Origin of the sequence: Clostridioides sp. ES-W-0018-02 (assembly GCF_020658175.1) — a bacterium.
Lineage (GTDB): Bacteria > Bacillota > Clostridia > Peptostreptococcales > Peptostreptococcaceae > Clostridioides.
In genome coordinates, this window is record NZ_JACVVY010000002.1 from 207,631 (window position 1) to 224,833 (window position 17,203).

The following is a 17,203-nucleotide window of genomic DNA, read 5'->3' on the forward strand; positions in this document are numbered from 1 at the left end:
TGGTTAGAAAGGGGTGGCTTATGATTTCAGTAATCGATGTGTGTATTATAGTAGGATATTTGCTGTTAATGTTGGTTATTGGTTATTATTCAGGAAAAGATAATAAAAATCAAGAAGATTATTTCTTAGCAGGTAGGTCAATGCCATGGATTCCAATCGCTTTGTCAGTTGCTGCTACTATGATTAGTGCTAATGGATTTATAGGGGGGCCTGGATGGGCATATATGGATGGAATGTATCCAGTAATGGTTAACATTACAGTCCCTTTAGCAATATTTTTTGCACTGAGCATTACCACCCCAGTTATTTATAGATTAAAAATAACATCTGTATATGAATATATGGGACTTCGTTTAGGCAATTATTCAAGGGGCTTAACTATTATTCAATTTTTTATCAATTCATTGATTCAAGCGAGTTCTATGGTGTATATACCAGTACTTATTATTCAAATAATCACTGGTTGGTCACTTTATATTTTGGTTCCAATAGTTGTATGTGTAGCAATTATATATACACTACTAGGGGGAATTAAAGCAGTTATATGGACTGATAGTATTCAAATGTTAGTAGTAATAGGTGCTGTATTTATAGTAAGTATGACAGCACTAAAAGGAATGAATCTTGGCTTTTTTGATACATTGCAAATTGCACAACAGAGTGGTAAATTAAATACATTTGATTTTAATATGGATGTTTCAATTACAAATACTTTTTGGGCTACTCTGATTGGCGGAACTGTAATGTGGATAAGATATTTCTGCTTTGACCAATCTCAAGTTCAAAGAGTTTTGACATCTAAATCTTTAAAAGGAGCCAAAAATTCTTTTGTAGTTAGTGCATTTGTTATGAATTTAGCTTACTATTTTATGTTATTAGTAGGAGTGATTTTATTTGTTTATTATAAGGGAAGGACATTTGAAACTTCAAATGAAATAATGATTACTTTTATTTTGAATGAACTTCCAGTAGGGGCAATTGGAATTATTATTGCTGGTGTATTTGCAGCGGCGATGTCTAGTATTGACTCTATATTAAATAGTATGACAACTGTTTTTACAAAGGATATTTATGAGTTTTATTTTAAAAAAGATAATGAGGAATCGTCATTAAAAGTCACGATGATTATAACAATGATTATAGGTATTGTTATGACATGTTTTATTATTATGGGATTTGGAGGAAGCATCAAATCAATTCTTGACCTTGTTGGTAACTATATTTCATATTTTGCTGGTCCAGCTACGGGTGCATTTATATTGGCTATGTTTACATACAAAACTCATGATAAAGGGGTATCTATTGGTTTTATCATAGGATTAGTTTTAGGATTTTTTATTTCTAATAAATATAATGTGAGTTGGTTGTGGAATCCAGCAATAGGTGCTACAATAACATTAATATTTGGATATATTTTTAGTATCATTTTAAAGGATAATCATAATATAGAAGATATTAAAAAATATACTGTATTTGGTATGAGAAAAGAACTTATTTCACAAGGAATAGATAAAGTAGATGGAGTGTCTGTATTGCCATTTTCTTTAGGTAAACAAGAGTTAATTGTGTTAGTTTTTTTCGTTGTCCAATATATAATCTTATTTTTAATACAATTTTAATGAGAAATGCAAGATGTTTAATAAGAAGTAAAGGGCGTTAAAAAGAAATGCAAGATGTTTAAAAAGAAATACAAGATGTTTAAGGAGAAATACTAAATGAATCAAAAGAAAGTTCATTATAATAAATCGGCTACTTCAAAAGATGTTGCAAAATTAGCAGGAGTATCGCAGTCATCAGTTTCAAGGGCATTTGGTAGTGCAAATGGAAAAGGTGTAAAACCTGAAGTGAGAGAAAAAATTTTCCGTGTAGCAGATGAAATTGGATATGTTCCCAATTTAGTTGCAAGAGGAATGATTAGTGGCAAAACAAATGTTATAGGATTGATAGTTGGTGATAATCTAGGTCCGTTTTACAACAGAATTATTAACTTATTCGTGGAAAAGATTCAAGAAATAGGTAAACAGTGTCTTGTTTTTAAGGTTCCTAGACAAGAAAGAATAGATAATATAATTTCAAGAGTAATTCAGTTTCAAGTGGAAGCTGTGATTATTACAGCTTCAGCTATGAATAAGGTAATGGCTGAGACATGTGAAGAAAATAATATTCCTGTGATTCTTTTTAATCGTTTTATACCAGGTATAAAAATAAGTACAGTTTATGTAGACCCAATTGAAGGTGGAGGAATGGCTGCTGAATACCTAATTGATAGGGGACATAAAAATATAGGATACATTCAATTTACAAGAGAAACAAGTGAGGAAATGGAAAAGAAAATTGGATTTTATTCTAAATTAAGACAAAACGGAATTCACAACCTTAAAGAAGAATCTGCAAATTATGATTATGATTCTGGATATGAAGCTGGAAAGAGAATGTTAGCATTATCAAATCCTCCAACAGCAATTTTTTGTACAAGTGATTTGATAGCTATGGGTGTAATGGATGCCGCAAGATTTGAGTATAAATTGAAGATACCAGAGGATTTATCAGTAATGGGATATGATGATATTCAGATGGCTTCATGGAAAAGTTATAGTTTAACAACGATTAGACAACCATTAGACTTATTAATTGGAAAAACGATTAATATACTTAAAATCTTATTAGAAGAAGATGATTGTGAGCCAGTAGTTGAAATGCTTAAGCCTGAATTAATTAAAAGAGATTCTACCATTTAGGATAAAATTATATTAAAGATATACTAATAATACTGTATAAACAAGAAAAGTATTCTTCAAATTCAAAATGAAGAATACTTTCTTGAATACTTGTGATTAATTTAGTAAACCTATATTTATAGTATATTTTTTTATTTATATTATTTGTTTAATAAAAGTCTCAATTTATTAAGTACAGATAATTTTATGCCACCACCTACTTGATATACTTTTTCTGAGTTTTTTTTATCTAATATATTTTCTTGCTCTTTATTTAAACTACTTGTAGCTATTACAACTGGCATATTTTCCTTTGAGGCAAATGGACCTACTGATAAAGCATCAATCAGATTATTTTCCTTAGCTAATATCACCCCATTTATGCTATTATCTTTATAGAAATGTTCAATAACACGGGCATTAGTTTCTTGTCTGTCATTTCCAGCAATTCTATTTTTTGATACATCATTTGAAGTTACATTATTAATTTGTTCTATAGCTTTTTGAGAGATTTTAGTTTCCCCACCTATAAAGTAAGAAGTTTTTATTTTTTTAGATTTAATATAATCATATGTATCTTTATCTAAACCATCTTTTTGTGTAAGTATTATAGGAGAGTTATTTTTTCCTGCTACTGATGAAATAGAGAGTGCATCAGCTTCTCCATCTCCAGCACTTACATATATTGTATCAATATTGTTATTACCAGACATTTCTTTAGCTATATTTAAAGACGTTTCATATCTTGATTTCCCACCTATTCTTTTTACATTCATAGATTTATTAACACCTTTTAGTTGGTTAACAACTGAATTGGATATTGAAGCTTCACCACCTACAACTATTACATTAGATGCTTTTAATCTTTTAATTTCATCCATTGTTGATTTATCTACATTATTTCCATTAGAAAGTAACATTGGTGCATTTTTTGTATTTGCAAGTGGAGTAGACGATAATCCATCTACTAAGTGCTTATCAGTACCGTTTACAAGTATTACAGTATTTGAAGTTTTCCAGCCTTCTTTAGATACTTTTACTGCTGTTTCGAATCTGTCATCTCCAGTCATTTTTTTAGATTTTACATTAGTGTCTAGATTATCCCATAAATTTACTCTATCCTCAGGAGCTACATACATACCATCATTCTTTGTTATATTATACGTTTTATAGAATTCTTCGAAATTTGATAAGACACGATTTACTCTTAAAGTATTTGGACTATGCTCATCTCCTGTAGAGTTCTTTGCATATTCTTTTGTGTATAATCTAGTATATGACTTTGCATAACTCTTGAAGAACTTATCATAATTTGGATTTTCCATCTTTGATAAAATTCCCAAGGCTGCTCCTACACCACCTATATCTGCAATATTTTCACCTAAACTTATCTTACCATTTGCTTTTACACCTGGAGCTATTTCCCATCCATCATAGAAATTAACTACATCATTACAACGTTCTTGAAATTCTCTGTAATCATCCTTAGTCCACCAATCATGTTCTTTCCCACTTGAATCATATTTGGCTCCACTGTTGTCAAATGCATGAGAAATTTCATGACCTATTATTGCACCTATTGCACCTAGATTTTCTTCTCTTGATGCATTTGGGTCATATAAAGGTGCTTGTAAAATACCTGCTGGGAAAGTCATTGCATTATCATACATTCCATACACTGCATTTACAGTAAATGTTGCTAAATTAAATCTATCTTTTGGTACTACCTTACCTGTATCTTCAGCATCCTTTTTTAGACGTGCAAGTTTAAAAGCAGTTATATTATCAAAATAATTTCCACCATTTTCTTTACTTTTAATGTCTACATTTTCTGTATCAGATTCCCATTTATCAGGATAGCCAACTACAAATGTCATTTTATCAAGTTTTTTTATGGCTTCTTTTTTGGTAGATTCACTCATCCAGTCAAGTTTTTTAATTCTTTCTTTATATAATTCTACAAAAGATTTAATCATATCTTCAATATCTTTCTTTGATTTTTCAGGAAAATATTTCTCTACAAATAATTTTCCAAGATATGAATTGAACCTTTCTGATGTTAATACTGATGCATCTTTTTCAGTTATTTTACTTTGTGAAGCATCTGCACCAGGATTAAAATTTTCAGCCCAAACATTTAGATAGTTTTGGTCTAAAAATTGCGCATTTTCTTCAGAAAGTTTTATTTTAAAAAGTGTTTTTAAAACTTCTAAATTATTATTAGTGTATGCCTTATTAAATAGTTCTAAATCTTTTGGATTCATTAGCTTGATTTCTTTAGGAAGATTAGTATATCCAGCAGCAGTAAGCATTTTAGACAACTCTAAGTTTGGCATTTTTTCTTCCATCTCTTTTAAAGTCATCCTCTTATCAATATTTTCTTCACCTCCAGATACTTTTTTTACAAAGTTTATATACTCATCAACATGCTTACTAGCTTGTGCTTCACTTTCTCCACTTAAAATTAACAGTTTTTTAAAAAATGTTTTACTATTTTCTATTACTTGATCATTTGAATAGGAGCTAAATAAATGTGTATCAGCTATTGTTCCTATATATAAAGCATATTTTGCTTCACCTACATTGTCTTGCATTAAAGAAAGAGTAATCAAACCACCAGTTCCTATTTCTTCAAGTGATTTTTTTTGAATATCGCTAAGTTCTTTTACATTCTTTGCTTTATCTATAGCATCAAGATATTTTTTTATTGGTTTATTTCCAAGTTCATTTCTGCTTTTCATGTCTAGTATATTAAGATAGAAATCTTTAATCTTTTGCTCTTCACTACCTTTTTTATGATTCCCTTCTACTATCTTTTTAATAATAGCATTAATTTTTTTTGTGTTCTCATTTTCAATATCAACATAACCACCAGATACTGCTTCGTCACTTGGAAGCTTTGATTCTTCCAAAGACTTTTTATTTACAAAATTATAAAAATCATCTTTTGGATTGCTACCTTTAAATGCCCAGATACGTCTAACCATAGTATCAACTTCTCCTACAGTCATAACATCACTACCATGAAGTTTTTTGTCTTTAGTGTTAACCATAACTCCACCCTTTATTAAGTTATCTATATGAGACTTAGCAGAAACAGGGATATCTGTAAAACTTACATTTTTATCTGCCACTCTTTCATTTTGACCTTTTGGAGCTGATAAAGTTCCAAAAGCTCTACTTATCATGATAAGACCATCTAGTCTATTAACTTTTTGATTTTCTTTCTTTTCGTATCCAGACAGGATTTTCTTTTTATCTATATTAGAATTATATGATTTAGCTGATTGTAAAAGAAAATCAGCTAGTTGACTATATGTAGTACTACTAGTTTTAATTTCTTTTCTACTTTTAGATTGTGTTGTTTTTTCTGACTTTTCTATATTAGTATTACCTTGAGCAGTTTCTTGTGCCTGAGCAACTCCTGTAACTAGTGTAGTCATAACCATTCCTGTAGATATAATTCTTGCATTTAATTTTTTATTCATGATATTTCCCCCTTTTTATATGTATTATTTATGTGTTTAACATTTAAAATTTACTTTTTATTAGTGTCTTATATATTAGTCTATTGGTATTTATATACAAAACAATATCATAGTAATGTTAATCTTATGTTTACAGGAAGATAGCATTTATTATTAAGCATATAAATAAAAAGAGACAATCTCTAAATGATTCTTAAAATCAGATAAGAGATTGTCATGTTTATATTAAGAGATTATCATATTTACATAAGGATAAAGTTGTGTAGCTTTAATATACAAAAATCTAATTGCTATAGATGTAACTGATAAAGACAAATCACAAATATAGGATTTTGAAGAAAGAATAGAGTAGTCAGAGGCTATAAAATTAATGAAGAGGCTGTAGGTAAATTTGTTTTTACACAAATCTATCTACAGCCTCAAGACATATCATCTTAAAGTATTTTGGTACATTTTAAATATTGAAATTCTTTTTAAGATTAATTATTAATTTTAATGTAAGAATTATTTAAAATACTATCAAATTAATTTACAGCTTCTTTTCCTATTAAATCTTTTAATTCTTCATGAGTCATAGTTTCTTTTTCAAATAGGAATTTAGAAACAGAATGTAAATCTTCAAGATTATCCTTTAACATCTCTAAAGTTTCCTTATAACAACTTTCAACTATACGATTAGCTTCTTTTTGAATTTTATCACATAAGAAAGTCTTATCATTTCCATCAATAGTCATAAATCCTAAGTTACTCATACCATACTCACAAACCATTTGGTTAGCTATCTCAGTAACTTTCTTTAAGTCATCCTTTGCTCCCGTAGATTTATGATTAAATATTAATTCTTCTGATGCTTTTCCAGCAAGTAATATTTTTATTTTTCCAATCAGTTCATCTCTAGTATAAATATATCTATCTTCATCAGGTAATTGAAGAACATAACCTAATGCTTGTCCTCTAGGTACTATAGATATTTTTTGTATAGGACAAATTCCAACGATATCACTTACAAGAGCATGTCCAGCCTCATGATAAGCTACTATCTTTTTCTCTTTTTCAACTAATGAAGAGTTTTTAGATTCTAATCCTGCAATAACTCTTTCAAGTGCTTTGTCGAAGTGTTCTGCTGTAATATATTCACTGTCATCTCTAACTGCAAATATAGCTGCTTCATTTGCTATATTTGAAAGATGGGCTCCGTTGAAACCGTGAGTTTTTTTAGCTAAAAGTTCTAGATTTACAGATTTGTCTATAGGCTTGTCATCTGTATGTACCTTTAGAATTTCAAATCTAGTGTGATAATTTGGTGCACCTATATGAATGTGTCTGTCAAATCTTCCTGGTCTAAGTAAAGCTTCATCTAATAAGTCAAGTCTATTGGTAGCACCTATTATTAATACATTGGAGTCTTTATTAAATCCATCCATTTCAACTAAAAGTTGGTTTAACGTTTGGTCTTTCTCATTGTTACTTTCAAGATGTCTTTTTGCTCCTACAGCATCTATTTCGTCTATAAATATTATACTTGGAGCTTCTTTTCTAGCTTTTTCAAATAGAGTTCTTACCCTTTTTGCTCCTACACCTACATATTTTTCAACGAACTCAGAACCTGTAACATTGAAAAATGATGAGTTTGTTTCACCAGCTACAGCAGATGCAAGTAATGTTTTTCCTGTTCCTGGAGGACCATAAAATAATACCCCTTTAGGTATTTTTGCACCCATTTTTTGATACTTTTGTGGAGACTTCATAAAATCAACTATTTCAAATAGTTCTTCTTTTACTTCGTCTAATCCAGCTACATCTCTAAATGTAGTTTTTGGTTTTGTAGAAAGTGAATCATCTGTTTGATTTTCTCTTTCCATTTTTGTCTGTGCAAAGACAGGAACTGGATTGTTAATTTTTTTAAAAAAGTTGTTTAGCATTTTCATATTCACACCTCAGGTAATTAATTATTGTTAATCAATTTTATATTTTCCATATTTACTATTTTTTATTATTTATTTTTTATGGAAAAAATATACATGCAATCTAAATAAAAATAAATTCATAAATTTAACTGAAAAAAGTCATTTATAAATATGTGCAAATTAACTTTATATACTAAAAAAATACGACAAATCAAGATAAAATTGAAATGATGAAAAAACCATAATATAGATATTAAAGGATGTAAAGTAAAGTATTCAGTATAAAATTGGCTAAAGAAGTGTTTTTAGGTATTTACTATATAGAGTAGTAGGATAATAAAAGATTTTAAAGTTGAAGTTTGAATTTTTTTAATTAAATTTTGAAAAATAAGAGCAAAATAAATAGTACAATCATATAATAAGTATTAGGAAGAAATAATTAAATGCAAATACTGTGTACCTTATAATAAATATATGTAGGTTTAAATAAAAAAGCAGTTAATTTAGTAAAAATTTATTAAACTTAAAAAAATAGTTGCAAAAAATTTGATAAAATGATATAGTAGATAGGGTAAGAATAAAACAAAGAAGAAGTCCGCTTCTCACCTTACGCCGATGGTTAGTAAGGTAAATATAAGTTAAAGCTTAATAGTAATTTAAGCTTGTTTAAATTTGGTAACTTATATTGCGGATGATTATGTCATCCGCTTTTTATTTTATATTTTATAAAAATTTTGGAGGTGTCCTACAATTAGCAAAGAATTAGCAATCAATGAACAAATAAAAGACAAGGAAATAAGAGTCCTTTCACCTACAGGTGAACAACTTGGAGTAATGCCTACTAAAGAAGCTCAAGCAATGGCTACTAGTAAAAACTTAGATTTAGTTCAAATCTCGCCAAATGCAAATCCACCAGTGTGTAAGATAATGGATTATGGAAAGTTTAGATATGAGCAAGCGAGAAAAGATAAAGAAGCTAAGAAAAAACAAAAGACTATAGTTGTAAAAGAAGTAAGACTTAGACCAGGTATTGAACAAAATGATTTAAATACGAAAGCTAATAATGCTATAAAATTCCTTAAAAAAGGGGATAAAGTCAAAGTTGAACTTAGATTTAGAGGTAGAGAACTAGGACATAAAGATATAGGTAGAGAAGTTATGTTAAAGTTTTTAGAGATAATAAAAGAGTTTGGAGAACCAACAAAAGCCCCTGCATTTGAGGGTAATAATATGGTTGTAATTATAGATCCAAAAAAATAGATGATTAACTGAGAGGAGGAATTTGTCATGCCTAAAATGAAAACTCATAGAGGTGCAGCAAAGAGATTAAAGAAAACAGGAACAGGAAAGTTAAAGAGAGCTAAAGCTTATAAAAAACATATATTAACTAAAAAATCTGCAAAAACTAAGATGAACTTAAGAAAATCAACTCTAGTAAGTGATGGAGATGCTAAGAGAATAGCACAATTATTACCATACTAGGATAGGATACGGATTATAAACAATAACTATAGAAGAGGGATATAAAAGGAGGTCATAACGATGGCAAGAGTTAAAAAAGCTATGAACGCTCGTAAGAAGCATAAAAAAATATTAAAACTTGCAAAAGGATTCAGAGGATCTAGAAGCAAATTATATAGACCAGCAAATACATTCGTAATGAAGGCATTAAAAAATGCTTATATAGGAAGAAAGTTAAAGAAAAGAGACTTCAGAAAACTTTGGATACAAAGAATAAATGCAGCAGCTAGAATGAATGGAATATCTTATTCAAGATTAATGAATGGATTAAAATTATCTGGTATTGAAGTTAACAGAAAAATGTTATCTGAAATGGCTATACAAGATCCAGATGGATTTGCTAAATTAGCAGAAGTTGCTAAAGCAAAATTAGCTTAGTATTAAATCATGATAAAAAAAGTCCTTGAATTATTTAAATAATTCAAGGGCTTTTTTTATTTTTTGAATATTATTTGTTTATATAAAATTTTTAATAAACTTGATTAAATATTATCAATATAATAATATTATCTTATTAATAATAATGAGGAGGTAGTATAATATGAATGATAAACTTATGGATTGCTTCATAAATCCAGTTAAATGCAAGTTGTTACTTGAGATTTATTCAAATAAGCAAACTACAGCAAAGCAATTAGCAGAGAAGTTTAAGGATATATCACAAGCTACACTTTATCGTTATCTTGATAAAATGTTAAAGGATAATATTCTAAAGGTAGTTGAAGAAAATAAAATACGAGGAACTGTTGAAAAGGTATATGCTGTTAAGTCAGATATTGATGATGATGCAAAAAAAATGATAAATGAAAACTCAGCAGAAGCATATGTACAGCTGTTTACTCAATATATGATGGCATTTATGAAGGAGTTTTATGATTATGCTAAAAGAGAAGAAAAAGATATTTTAAAAGATGGCTCTGTTTTTTCTGTCTGTCCAATATATGCGAATCTAGAAGAAATAACTGAAGTAGCTAGAAAGATTGGTGATATACTAGAACCTTTAAGAAATAACTCATCAGGAGAAGGACGCAAAATGCACTCTATAGGATTAATAATTGCACCTCCTAAAGAAGAATAAAGTAAAATTGTTGAAGTGCAGTGTAAACAATATATAAGCTAGTATGATTAAATAAAATATTGAGGGTAGTTTTAAAATAAAGATAGCAGTTTGATTTCTATATCAAATTGCTATCTTTATTTTAGCATGTTAAACTTTACATAAGTGATAAGTGATAAGTGATAAGTGATAAGTGATAAGTGATAAGTGATAAGTGATAAGTGATAAGTGATATTTTTATGTTAATTTATAAAATTTATATGATGAATTGATATAACGTGATATAGGTTATATTTAAGACTACAACAAAATATAAGTATATTCATAGTAATATAAGTATTTTATTTTGATTTAATTTTGGCTGTTAGGCAAGTTATAACTATATTCTTAGTAAAAGACAACGTTGTACTTTAGATAATAAATAAAGCTATTTATAGTCCCAAAAATAAGTTTTGTTAGTATATATTGAAATGTATATCAAGCTGACATGTAAAGTGATATTATATATTTAAGGAAAAAATTACAATATCTATAGGCATATATTTAAAGCAAAGGGGTTGAAACATATGAGATTGATTACACGTTCTGATTTTGATGGATTAGTTTGTGGTGCATTATTAAAAGAAGCAGGTATTATTGATGATTGGAAATTTGCTCATCCTAAGGATTTACAAGATGGGTTGGTTGAGGTGACAGAAAATGATTGTCTTGCCAATGTACCATTTGTAGAAGGGTGTGGTCTTTGGTTTGACCATCATTCTAGTGAATTTGAGAGAAATGAGCTTAAAGGAAGGTATAAAGGCGAAAGTCGTATTGCTCCTTCTTGTGCAAGAATTATTTATGAGTATTATGGTGGAAATGAAAAATTTTCTCATTTTAATGAAATGTTAGAAGCAGTAGACAAAGTTGATTCTGGAAATCTTACTATAGAAGAGGTACAAAATCCAACTGGATGGATTTTAATTGGTTATCTTATGGACCCAAGAACAGGGTTGGGGCGTTGGAGAAACTTTACTATATCTAACTATCAATTGATGGAAAAGTTAATTGATGCATGTAGAACTTTAGATACAGAAGAAATTTTAAATCTGTCAGATGTAAAGGAACGCATAGAAGTTTATTTTGAGCAAACAGATAAATTTAAAGAAATGGTTGCTAAATACACACGTACAGAAGGAGATGTTATTATTTCTGATTTACGTGGAGTAGAGCCAATTTATACAGGTAATCGTTTCATGATTTACAGTATGTATCCAGAACAAAATATTTCTGCTTGGATTGTAAATGGAAAGGGTGGGAAAGGGTGTTCTGTAGCTGTAGGATATAGTATTTTAAATAGAACTTCAAATGTTGATGTTGGTAGTCTAATGCTTAAGTATGGCGGTGGAGGTCACAAAGCTGTTGGGACTTGCCAATTTAATGATGAACAAATAGACGAGTTACTTCCAATGTTGCTTGATGAACTTATAAATCCTAAGAAGTAATGCTCTAATTTATAAAGGATAGTATAAATAAAATAGAATTTCATTGTACCTTTTAACATAAGAAAGTGAAGTGGTACAATGAAGTTCCTATAAGCATGCATATTGAGGATGCTTACATATGCAACAATCATATCTGAGGATATAAAATTACTTTGTATTTCTATATTTTGAATATCAGATAAAATATACGTAATACAGTCAAAAATACACAAGTCCCTTTATCAATTTTACAACCATTCTGGTTACTTAACTGTTCAAATAATATTTTATACTCGATTTTCTCCATATATTTTAATATCGCTACAATCTCATCATAGCTATCTGTGTTAAATAAAAGTTTGTTATTTGAAGTATCTATTTAAAGTTTTCTAATAGTATATTTAAATATATTATTAAGTATGTTTAAATACCATGACATAAGAAATGAAATGTATATCTTTAAATTATAGATATATTTACAGGTAATAATCTACTAGTCCAATGAATGTTGCTCATAATCCTATAACCTGCTATAGTTTAAAATAAAGCATGATATTAAATTTTATTATAATCTAAAAATTTATGAGGGGGGCTTTTATGAAAATAAAATTTATTATAATGGTATTGATAGTGTTTTTAGTGGGATTGCTTGTGGCATGTCAAAGTACTAAAAATAAAGAAACTAAAATAGAAGATACAAAAGTTAATGTATCAGATACAGAAGTAAAAATATTAGGAACAGGTGATTTGCATTCAGTTGTGACAGATTCTCTAGTTTCATATGTAAATGAAGAAAGAGCAAAGAATGAAAATATACTTATGGTAGATGCAGGAGATTTTTTTGGTGAACAGAGTAAAGAAATGTGGGAATGGACCTCTGGCAAAAAACTAGTTAATATTAGAGAGAGTGGTACAGCAGAATATGAAGACATAGTTAAGAATAGTCAAGATGAAGTACCTATAGTTAAAGACATGATACCATTGAGATATGATGCTGTAGTACTTGGCGATAATGAATTTATTTCAAATGATAAGCAAGGTCTTGATAAATTAGTTTCTGATTTTAAAAATAATAATATACCAGTAGTATCAGCAAATATATATGAACAATCTGGAAAAAACTACATACAACCATATGTGATGAAAAATGTTAAGACAGATAAAGGTGATGTAAAAGTAGGAATACTAGGTCTTACTATAAAAGAAGTGGGGAAAAGTTCAGGATTTGAAGATATTGAAAAAGAAACTAAATCAAGAGAACTTGGAGAGCAAGCTGAGTATAAAGGTAAATTATATGCAAATGATTTAGTAGAAGATGCAAAGAAATGGATAAAAGTGATGAAGAAAGAAAATCCAGATATAGTAGTTGCAGTTGTACATTCTGGGGAAGAATCTAAGAGTTCTGATAATACAGGAAATAGAATAAAGGAACTAGCAACTACAGTAGATGGAATAGATGCAATAGTAGCAGGTCATACTCATAAGAAAATAAAGCAACATACATATAAAAATAAATCTGGGAAAGAAGTAATTGTTACACAACCAGGTTCGCATGCAGGTAGTGTGTCAGAGATTAGCTTTAAATTAGATAAGAAGAATGGTAAATGGGGTATAAAGGAAAAAACTAGCAAATTAAAAATAGTTGATAAAGAAATAAATATAGTTGCTACTGCAGATTTACATTCACATTTTTCTGACAAATTATTAGTAAGCCTTGTTAATGAACGAAGTAAGCCAATTGAACCTGTTGTAGTAGATGCAGGAGACTTTTTAGACCCTCAAACAGATGAAATGATTGAATGGTATAAAGAGTGGAAGGCTATAAGGGATAATAATACTGATACAGTGATTAGTAGATGCCCAATGGCAATAGCTATGAATCAGGGCATGTATGATGCAGTAGTACTTGGCAATCATGAGTTTGTATCCGAGAAAGATGAATTTTGGGCAGATGAGCGTCTTTTAGATGCCGTTGTAGAGGATTTTGAACAGACAACAATTTCTGTATTATCAGCAAACATATATAAACAATCTGGACAAAACTATGTTAAACCATATGTCATACAAGATGTGGAGACAAATGAAGGAAATGTAAAAGTAGGAATATTGGGTCTTACGATAAAAGAGGTAGGTAAAGGTCTTAAAAATGTAAATTTACAAGAGCAATTTCAATATAAAGGTAAATTATATGCAAATGATTTAGTAGAAGATGCAAAGAAGTGGGTAAAAGTGATGAAAGAAGAAAATCCAGATATAATAGTTGCAGTTGTACATTCAGGAGAAGAGCCTAAAAATCCCAAGCATCCAGGAAATAGAGTAAAAGAACTAGCAACTACAGTAGATGGGATTGATGCTATTGTTGCTAGTCATACTCATGAAAAGATAGATGAACATGACTATAAGAATAAGTCTGGAGGTAAAGTTATAGTGACACAACCAGGTGAACATGGTAAATATTATTCTAAAATTACTTTTAAAGTGAAAAAAGAAAAGGGTTCATGGGTTATTAATGATAAATCTAGTAAAACAATTGAGGTTGAATAATTTTAGCATACTAGAGTAAGCCTTGTTTTGTAACTGAAAAATATCAAGAACTATATGTAGATTTATTTAAAAAGGAATTTACATATAGTTTTTTTAGTATAATAAACAGTACAAACTTATATAGTAAAGATAAGGTATAAGAGTAAATTTTATTATCATCAAAAAAATTAAGGGGGAGGCTTTTATGAAAATAAAATTTATTATAGTTACATCAATAATATTTCTAATAATATTATTAGTGGGCTGTGAAAGTACTAAAGATATAGAAATCAATGTACTTGGTACAAGCGACTTACACTCAATAGTCCCAGAAAACCTAGTTTCTTATGTGCAAGAAGAGAGAAAATACGATGAAAACTTGCTAATGGTTGATGCAGGCGATTTTTTTGACATACAAAGTATTGATATGAATGGATGGTTTACTGGTCAAAAACTAGTACGATTTAATGATGGGATGCCGGAATTTAAAAAAATAGCTGAGCCACGTGAAGGAGAAGTTCCTATAGCTAAAGAAATGGCAAAATTAAAATATGATGCAGTTACATTTGGAAATCATGAGTTCGTTTCTAATGATAAGCAAGGTCTTGATAGGTTAGTTTCTGATTTTAAAAATAACAACATACCATTAGTGTCTGCAAATATATATGAACAATCTGGAAAAAACTATGTAAAACCGTACATAATGAAAGATGTCAAAACAGAAAAAGGGAATGTAAAGGTAGGAATACTAGGGCTTACTATAAAAGAAGTAGGAGAACGTTCAAGATTTAAAAGCTTTGAGCAAGATAAAAAAGCTAGAGCACTTGAAGAACAAGCACAATATAAAGGTAAATTATATGCAAATGATTTGGTGGAAGATGCCCAAAAATGGGTAAAAATCATGAAAAAAGAAAGTCCAGATATAATCGTTGCCATTGTACATTCAGGTGAAGAGCCTAAAAATCCTAAAAACCCAGGAAATAGAATAAAGGAGCTGGCAACAACAGTAGAAGGAATAGATGCTATTGTAGCTGGTCATACGCATGAAAAGATAGAGCAACATACATTTAAAAATAAATCTGGTGAAGAAGTGATAGTGACACAGCCTGGAGCTCATGGTGATAGTGTATCAAAGATTAATTTTAAGTTGGATAAGAAGAATGATAAGTGGTTTATAAAAGATAAGCATAGTGAATTAAAGGTATTTGGAAAAGAAGTAAATATAATTACGACATCTGGTTTACATTCAAATTTTTCAGATGAAATGGCAGTTAGTTTATTTAATGAAAGATATAGAGCTGTACAGCCAATCTTTATTGATACTGGAGACTTTTTTGATGCTAATACAAAAGAAATGACTAGATGGTCTAAAGAATGGCAGTATAATACAAAAAAAGGTATTCATAAAAGAATAAACGAATGGCCTATTGTTTATCTCGGCTATGATGCTGTAGTACTTGGTAGTCATGAACTTCTATCTGAAAAAAATGATTTTGAAGAAAAAAAGTCTACATTGGATTCTATTATAGAAAACTTTGAGGAAATGAAAATTCCTGTTTTATCAGCTAATATATATGATGAGTCTGGAGAAAATTATGTAAAACCTTATATAATGCATAAAGTTGAGACTAAGGAAGGTGATATAAAGGTTGGAATATTGGGGCTTACTATAGATAAAGATGAAAAAAATACCAATGATTCGAGTTCAGAAAAAAATTCTAAAAAAACAAATAGATTATATACTAATGACTTAGTGAAGGATGCAAATGAGTGGGTAAAGGTTATGCAAAAAGAAAATCCAGATGCAATTGTCACAGTTGTACATTCAGATAGTGATAATATAAATTTAAAAAATCCAAGTAGCGAGATAAAAAAACTTGCTACTACAGTAGATGGAATAGATGCTATTGTAGTTGGGCATACCAAAAATAAGATAAAAGAACGTACCTATAAGAATAAGTCTGGAAATAAAGTTATAGTGACACAATCTAGTGAAGATGGAGAGTATTATTCAAAAATAAGTCTTGAATTAAGAAAAGAAAATGGGACATGGAATATTATCAATAAATATAGTAAGGCGATAAAAATGAAGTAGAACAATAAATATTAAGTGAGACAATAAAGATGAATTAATACAATAAATAAGTAAATTGATAAAGCAGTAAATCAATAAAAACAAAGCAAATTTATACCATAATTATACAATTAGGTACAATGTAATATTAGATTTATTAGTAAGAATATATTTATATAAAAAATATATTTGAATATAGTTAAAACACTAAAAAATAGTATACTAAGATGAAAGAGAAGAACCTTTATATTTGATGTTCTTCTTTTTTTCTATTTAAACCCCTTTTTTCTATTTACAAACCAGTAAATTTATCTATAAAGAATCGAATATATTTTTCCTTTACATTTTTTGTTTATTATAGTCTTTATACAGAGGCATTTGAGTTGGAATAAAAATTATAGGTTATAAATTTTTATAGAATATATAAACAAAGCAAGACACTTTAATATAATA

At 28.9% G+C, this 17,203-nt stretch carries 11 protein-coding genes and 1 other annotated feature; of the genes, 9 read left to right on the top strand and 2 right to left on the bottom strand.

What is annotated here, in order from left to right; translation table 11 throughout:
- The first annotated feature begins 20 nt into the window (after positions 1-20).
- Together IC219_RS07405 and IC219_RS07410 are read left to right on the top strand one after the other, a co-directional pair.
- Positions 21-1,619 carry a sodium:solute symporter gene (locus IC219_RS07405; protein ID WP_227831301.1) on the top strand — a complete coding sequence of 533 codons (1,599 nt, stop codon included), beginning with the start codon at positions 21-23 and terminating at the stop codon, positions 1,617-1,619.
- A gap of 96 nt (positions 1,620-1,715) precedes the next feature.
- Complete coding sequence (locus IC219_RS07410) at positions 1,716-2,738, top strand: LacI family DNA-binding transcriptional regulator (protein WP_227483025.1); 1,023 nt, start codon at positions 1,716-1,718, stop codon at positions 2,736-2,738.
- 140 nt (positions 2,739-2,878) lie between these two features.
- Here IC219_RS07410 and IC219_RS07415 read toward each other — a convergent pair whose 3' ends face one another.
- Together IC219_RS07415 and IC219_RS07420 are read right to left on the bottom strand one after the other, a co-directional pair.
- Positions 2,879-6,205, bottom strand: coding sequence for a cell wall-binding repeat-containing protein (locus IC219_RS07415; RefSeq protein ID WP_227831300.1), 3,327 nt, complete (start codon positions 6,203-6,205; stop codon positions 2,879-2,881).
- Between the two features lie 524 nt (positions 6,206-6,729).
- The gene (locus IC219_RS07420; protein WP_227433489.1) at positions 6,730-8,133 is read right to left on the bottom strand and encodes an ATP-dependent metallopeptidase FtsH/Yme1/Tma family protein; all 1,404 of its coding nucleotides are present in this window, start codon (positions 8,131-8,133) and stop codon (positions 6,730-6,732) included.
- A 558-nt stretch (positions 8,134-8,691) separates the two neighbouring features.
- Positions 8,692-8,834: a sequence feature (ribosomal protein L20 leader region), on the top strand.
- Positions 8,835-8,862: 28 nt separating this feature from the next.
- Here IC219_RS07420 and infC point away from each other — a divergent pair.
- The 7 genes from infC (at position 8,863) to IC219_RS07455 (ending at position 16,771) form a co-directional block, all read left to right on the top strand.
- A complete protein-coding gene (gene infC / locus IC219_RS07425; RefSeq protein WP_227433661.1) occupies positions 8,863-9,372 on the top strand; it encodes a translation initiation factor IF-3 in 510 nt (169 codons plus the stop codon).
- Between the two features lie 27 nt (positions 9,373-9,399).
- Positions 9,400-9,594 (top strand): 50S ribosomal protein L35, encoded by a 195-nt coding sequence (rpmI, locus tag IC219_RS07430; protein ID WP_003418222.1) that lies wholly within the window; start codon positions 9,400-9,402, stop codon positions 9,592-9,594.
- A gap of 60 nt (positions 9,595-9,654) precedes the next feature.
- A complete protein-coding gene (gene rplT / locus IC219_RS07435; protein WP_227433488.1) occupies positions 9,655-10,011 on the top strand; it encodes a 50S ribosomal protein L20 in 357 nt (118 codons plus the stop codon).
- A 163-nt stretch (positions 10,012-10,174) separates the two neighbouring features.
- A complete protein-coding gene (locus IC219_RS07440; RefSeq protein ID WP_227824702.1) occupies positions 10,175-10,711 on the top strand; it encodes a helix-turn-helix domain-containing protein in 537 nt (178 codons plus the stop codon).
- Between the two features lie 545 nt (positions 10,712-11,256).
- Positions 11,257-12,174 carry an exopolyphosphatase gene (locus IC219_RS07445; RefSeq protein WP_227483022.1) on the top strand — a complete coding sequence of 306 codons (918 nt, stop codon included), beginning with the start codon at positions 11,257-11,259 and terminating at the stop codon, positions 12,172-12,174.
- A 576-nt stretch (positions 12,175-12,750) separates the two neighbouring features.
- The gene (locus IC219_RS07450) at positions 12,751-14,697 is read left to right on the top strand and encodes a metallophosphoesterase (protein ID WP_227831299.1); all 1,947 of its coding nucleotides are present in this window, start codon (positions 12,751-12,753) and stop codon (positions 14,695-14,697) included.
- 184 nt (positions 14,698-14,881) lie between these two features.
- Positions 14,882-16,771 carry a metallophosphoesterase gene (locus IC219_RS07455; RefSeq protein WP_227831298.1) on the top strand — a complete coding sequence of 630 codons (1,890 nt, stop codon included), beginning with the start codon at positions 14,882-14,884 and terminating at the stop codon, positions 16,769-16,771.
- Positions 16,772-17,203: the final 432 nt, after the last annotated feature.

Excerpts from the sequence above, each read along its gene's own strand:
- IC219_RS07405 (WP_227831301.1), top strand. The coding sequence starts at position 21 with ATGATTTCAGTAATCGATGTGTGTATTATAGTAGGATATTTGCTGTTA.
- IC219_RS07410 (WP_227483025.1), top strand. The coding sequence starts at position 1,716 with ATGAATCAAAAGAAAGTTCATTATAATAAATCGGCTACTTCAAAAGAT.
- IC219_RS07415 (WP_227831300.1), bottom strand. The coding sequence starts at position 6,205 with ATGAATAAAAAATTAAATGCAAGAATTATATCTACAGGAATGGTTATG.
- IC219_RS07420 (WP_227433489.1), bottom strand. The coding sequence starts at position 8,133 with ATGAAAATGCTAAACAACTTTTTTAAAAAAATTAACAATCCAGTTCCT.
- rpmI (WP_003418222.1), top strand. The coding sequence starts at position 9,400 with ATGCCTAAAATGAAAACTCATAGAGGTGCAGCAAAGAGATTAAAGAAA.
- rplT (WP_227433488.1), top strand. The coding sequence starts at position 9,655 with ATGGCAAGAGTTAAAAAAGCTATGAACGCTCGTAAGAAGCATAAAAAA.
- IC219_RS07440 (WP_227824702.1), top strand. The coding sequence starts at position 10,175 with ATGAATGATAAACTTATGGATTGCTTCATAAATCCAGTTAAATGCAAG.
- IC219_RS07445 (WP_227483022.1), top strand. The coding sequence starts at position 11,257 with ATGAGATTGATTACACGTTCTGATTTTGATGGATTAGTTTGTGGTGCA.
- IC219_RS07450 (WP_227831299.1), top strand. The coding sequence starts at position 12,751 with ATGAAAATAAAATTTATTATAATGGTATTGATAGTGTTTTTAGTGGGA.
- IC219_RS07455 (WP_227831298.1), top strand. The coding sequence starts at position 14,882 with ATGAAAATAAAATTTATTATAGTTACATCAATAATATTTCTAATAATA.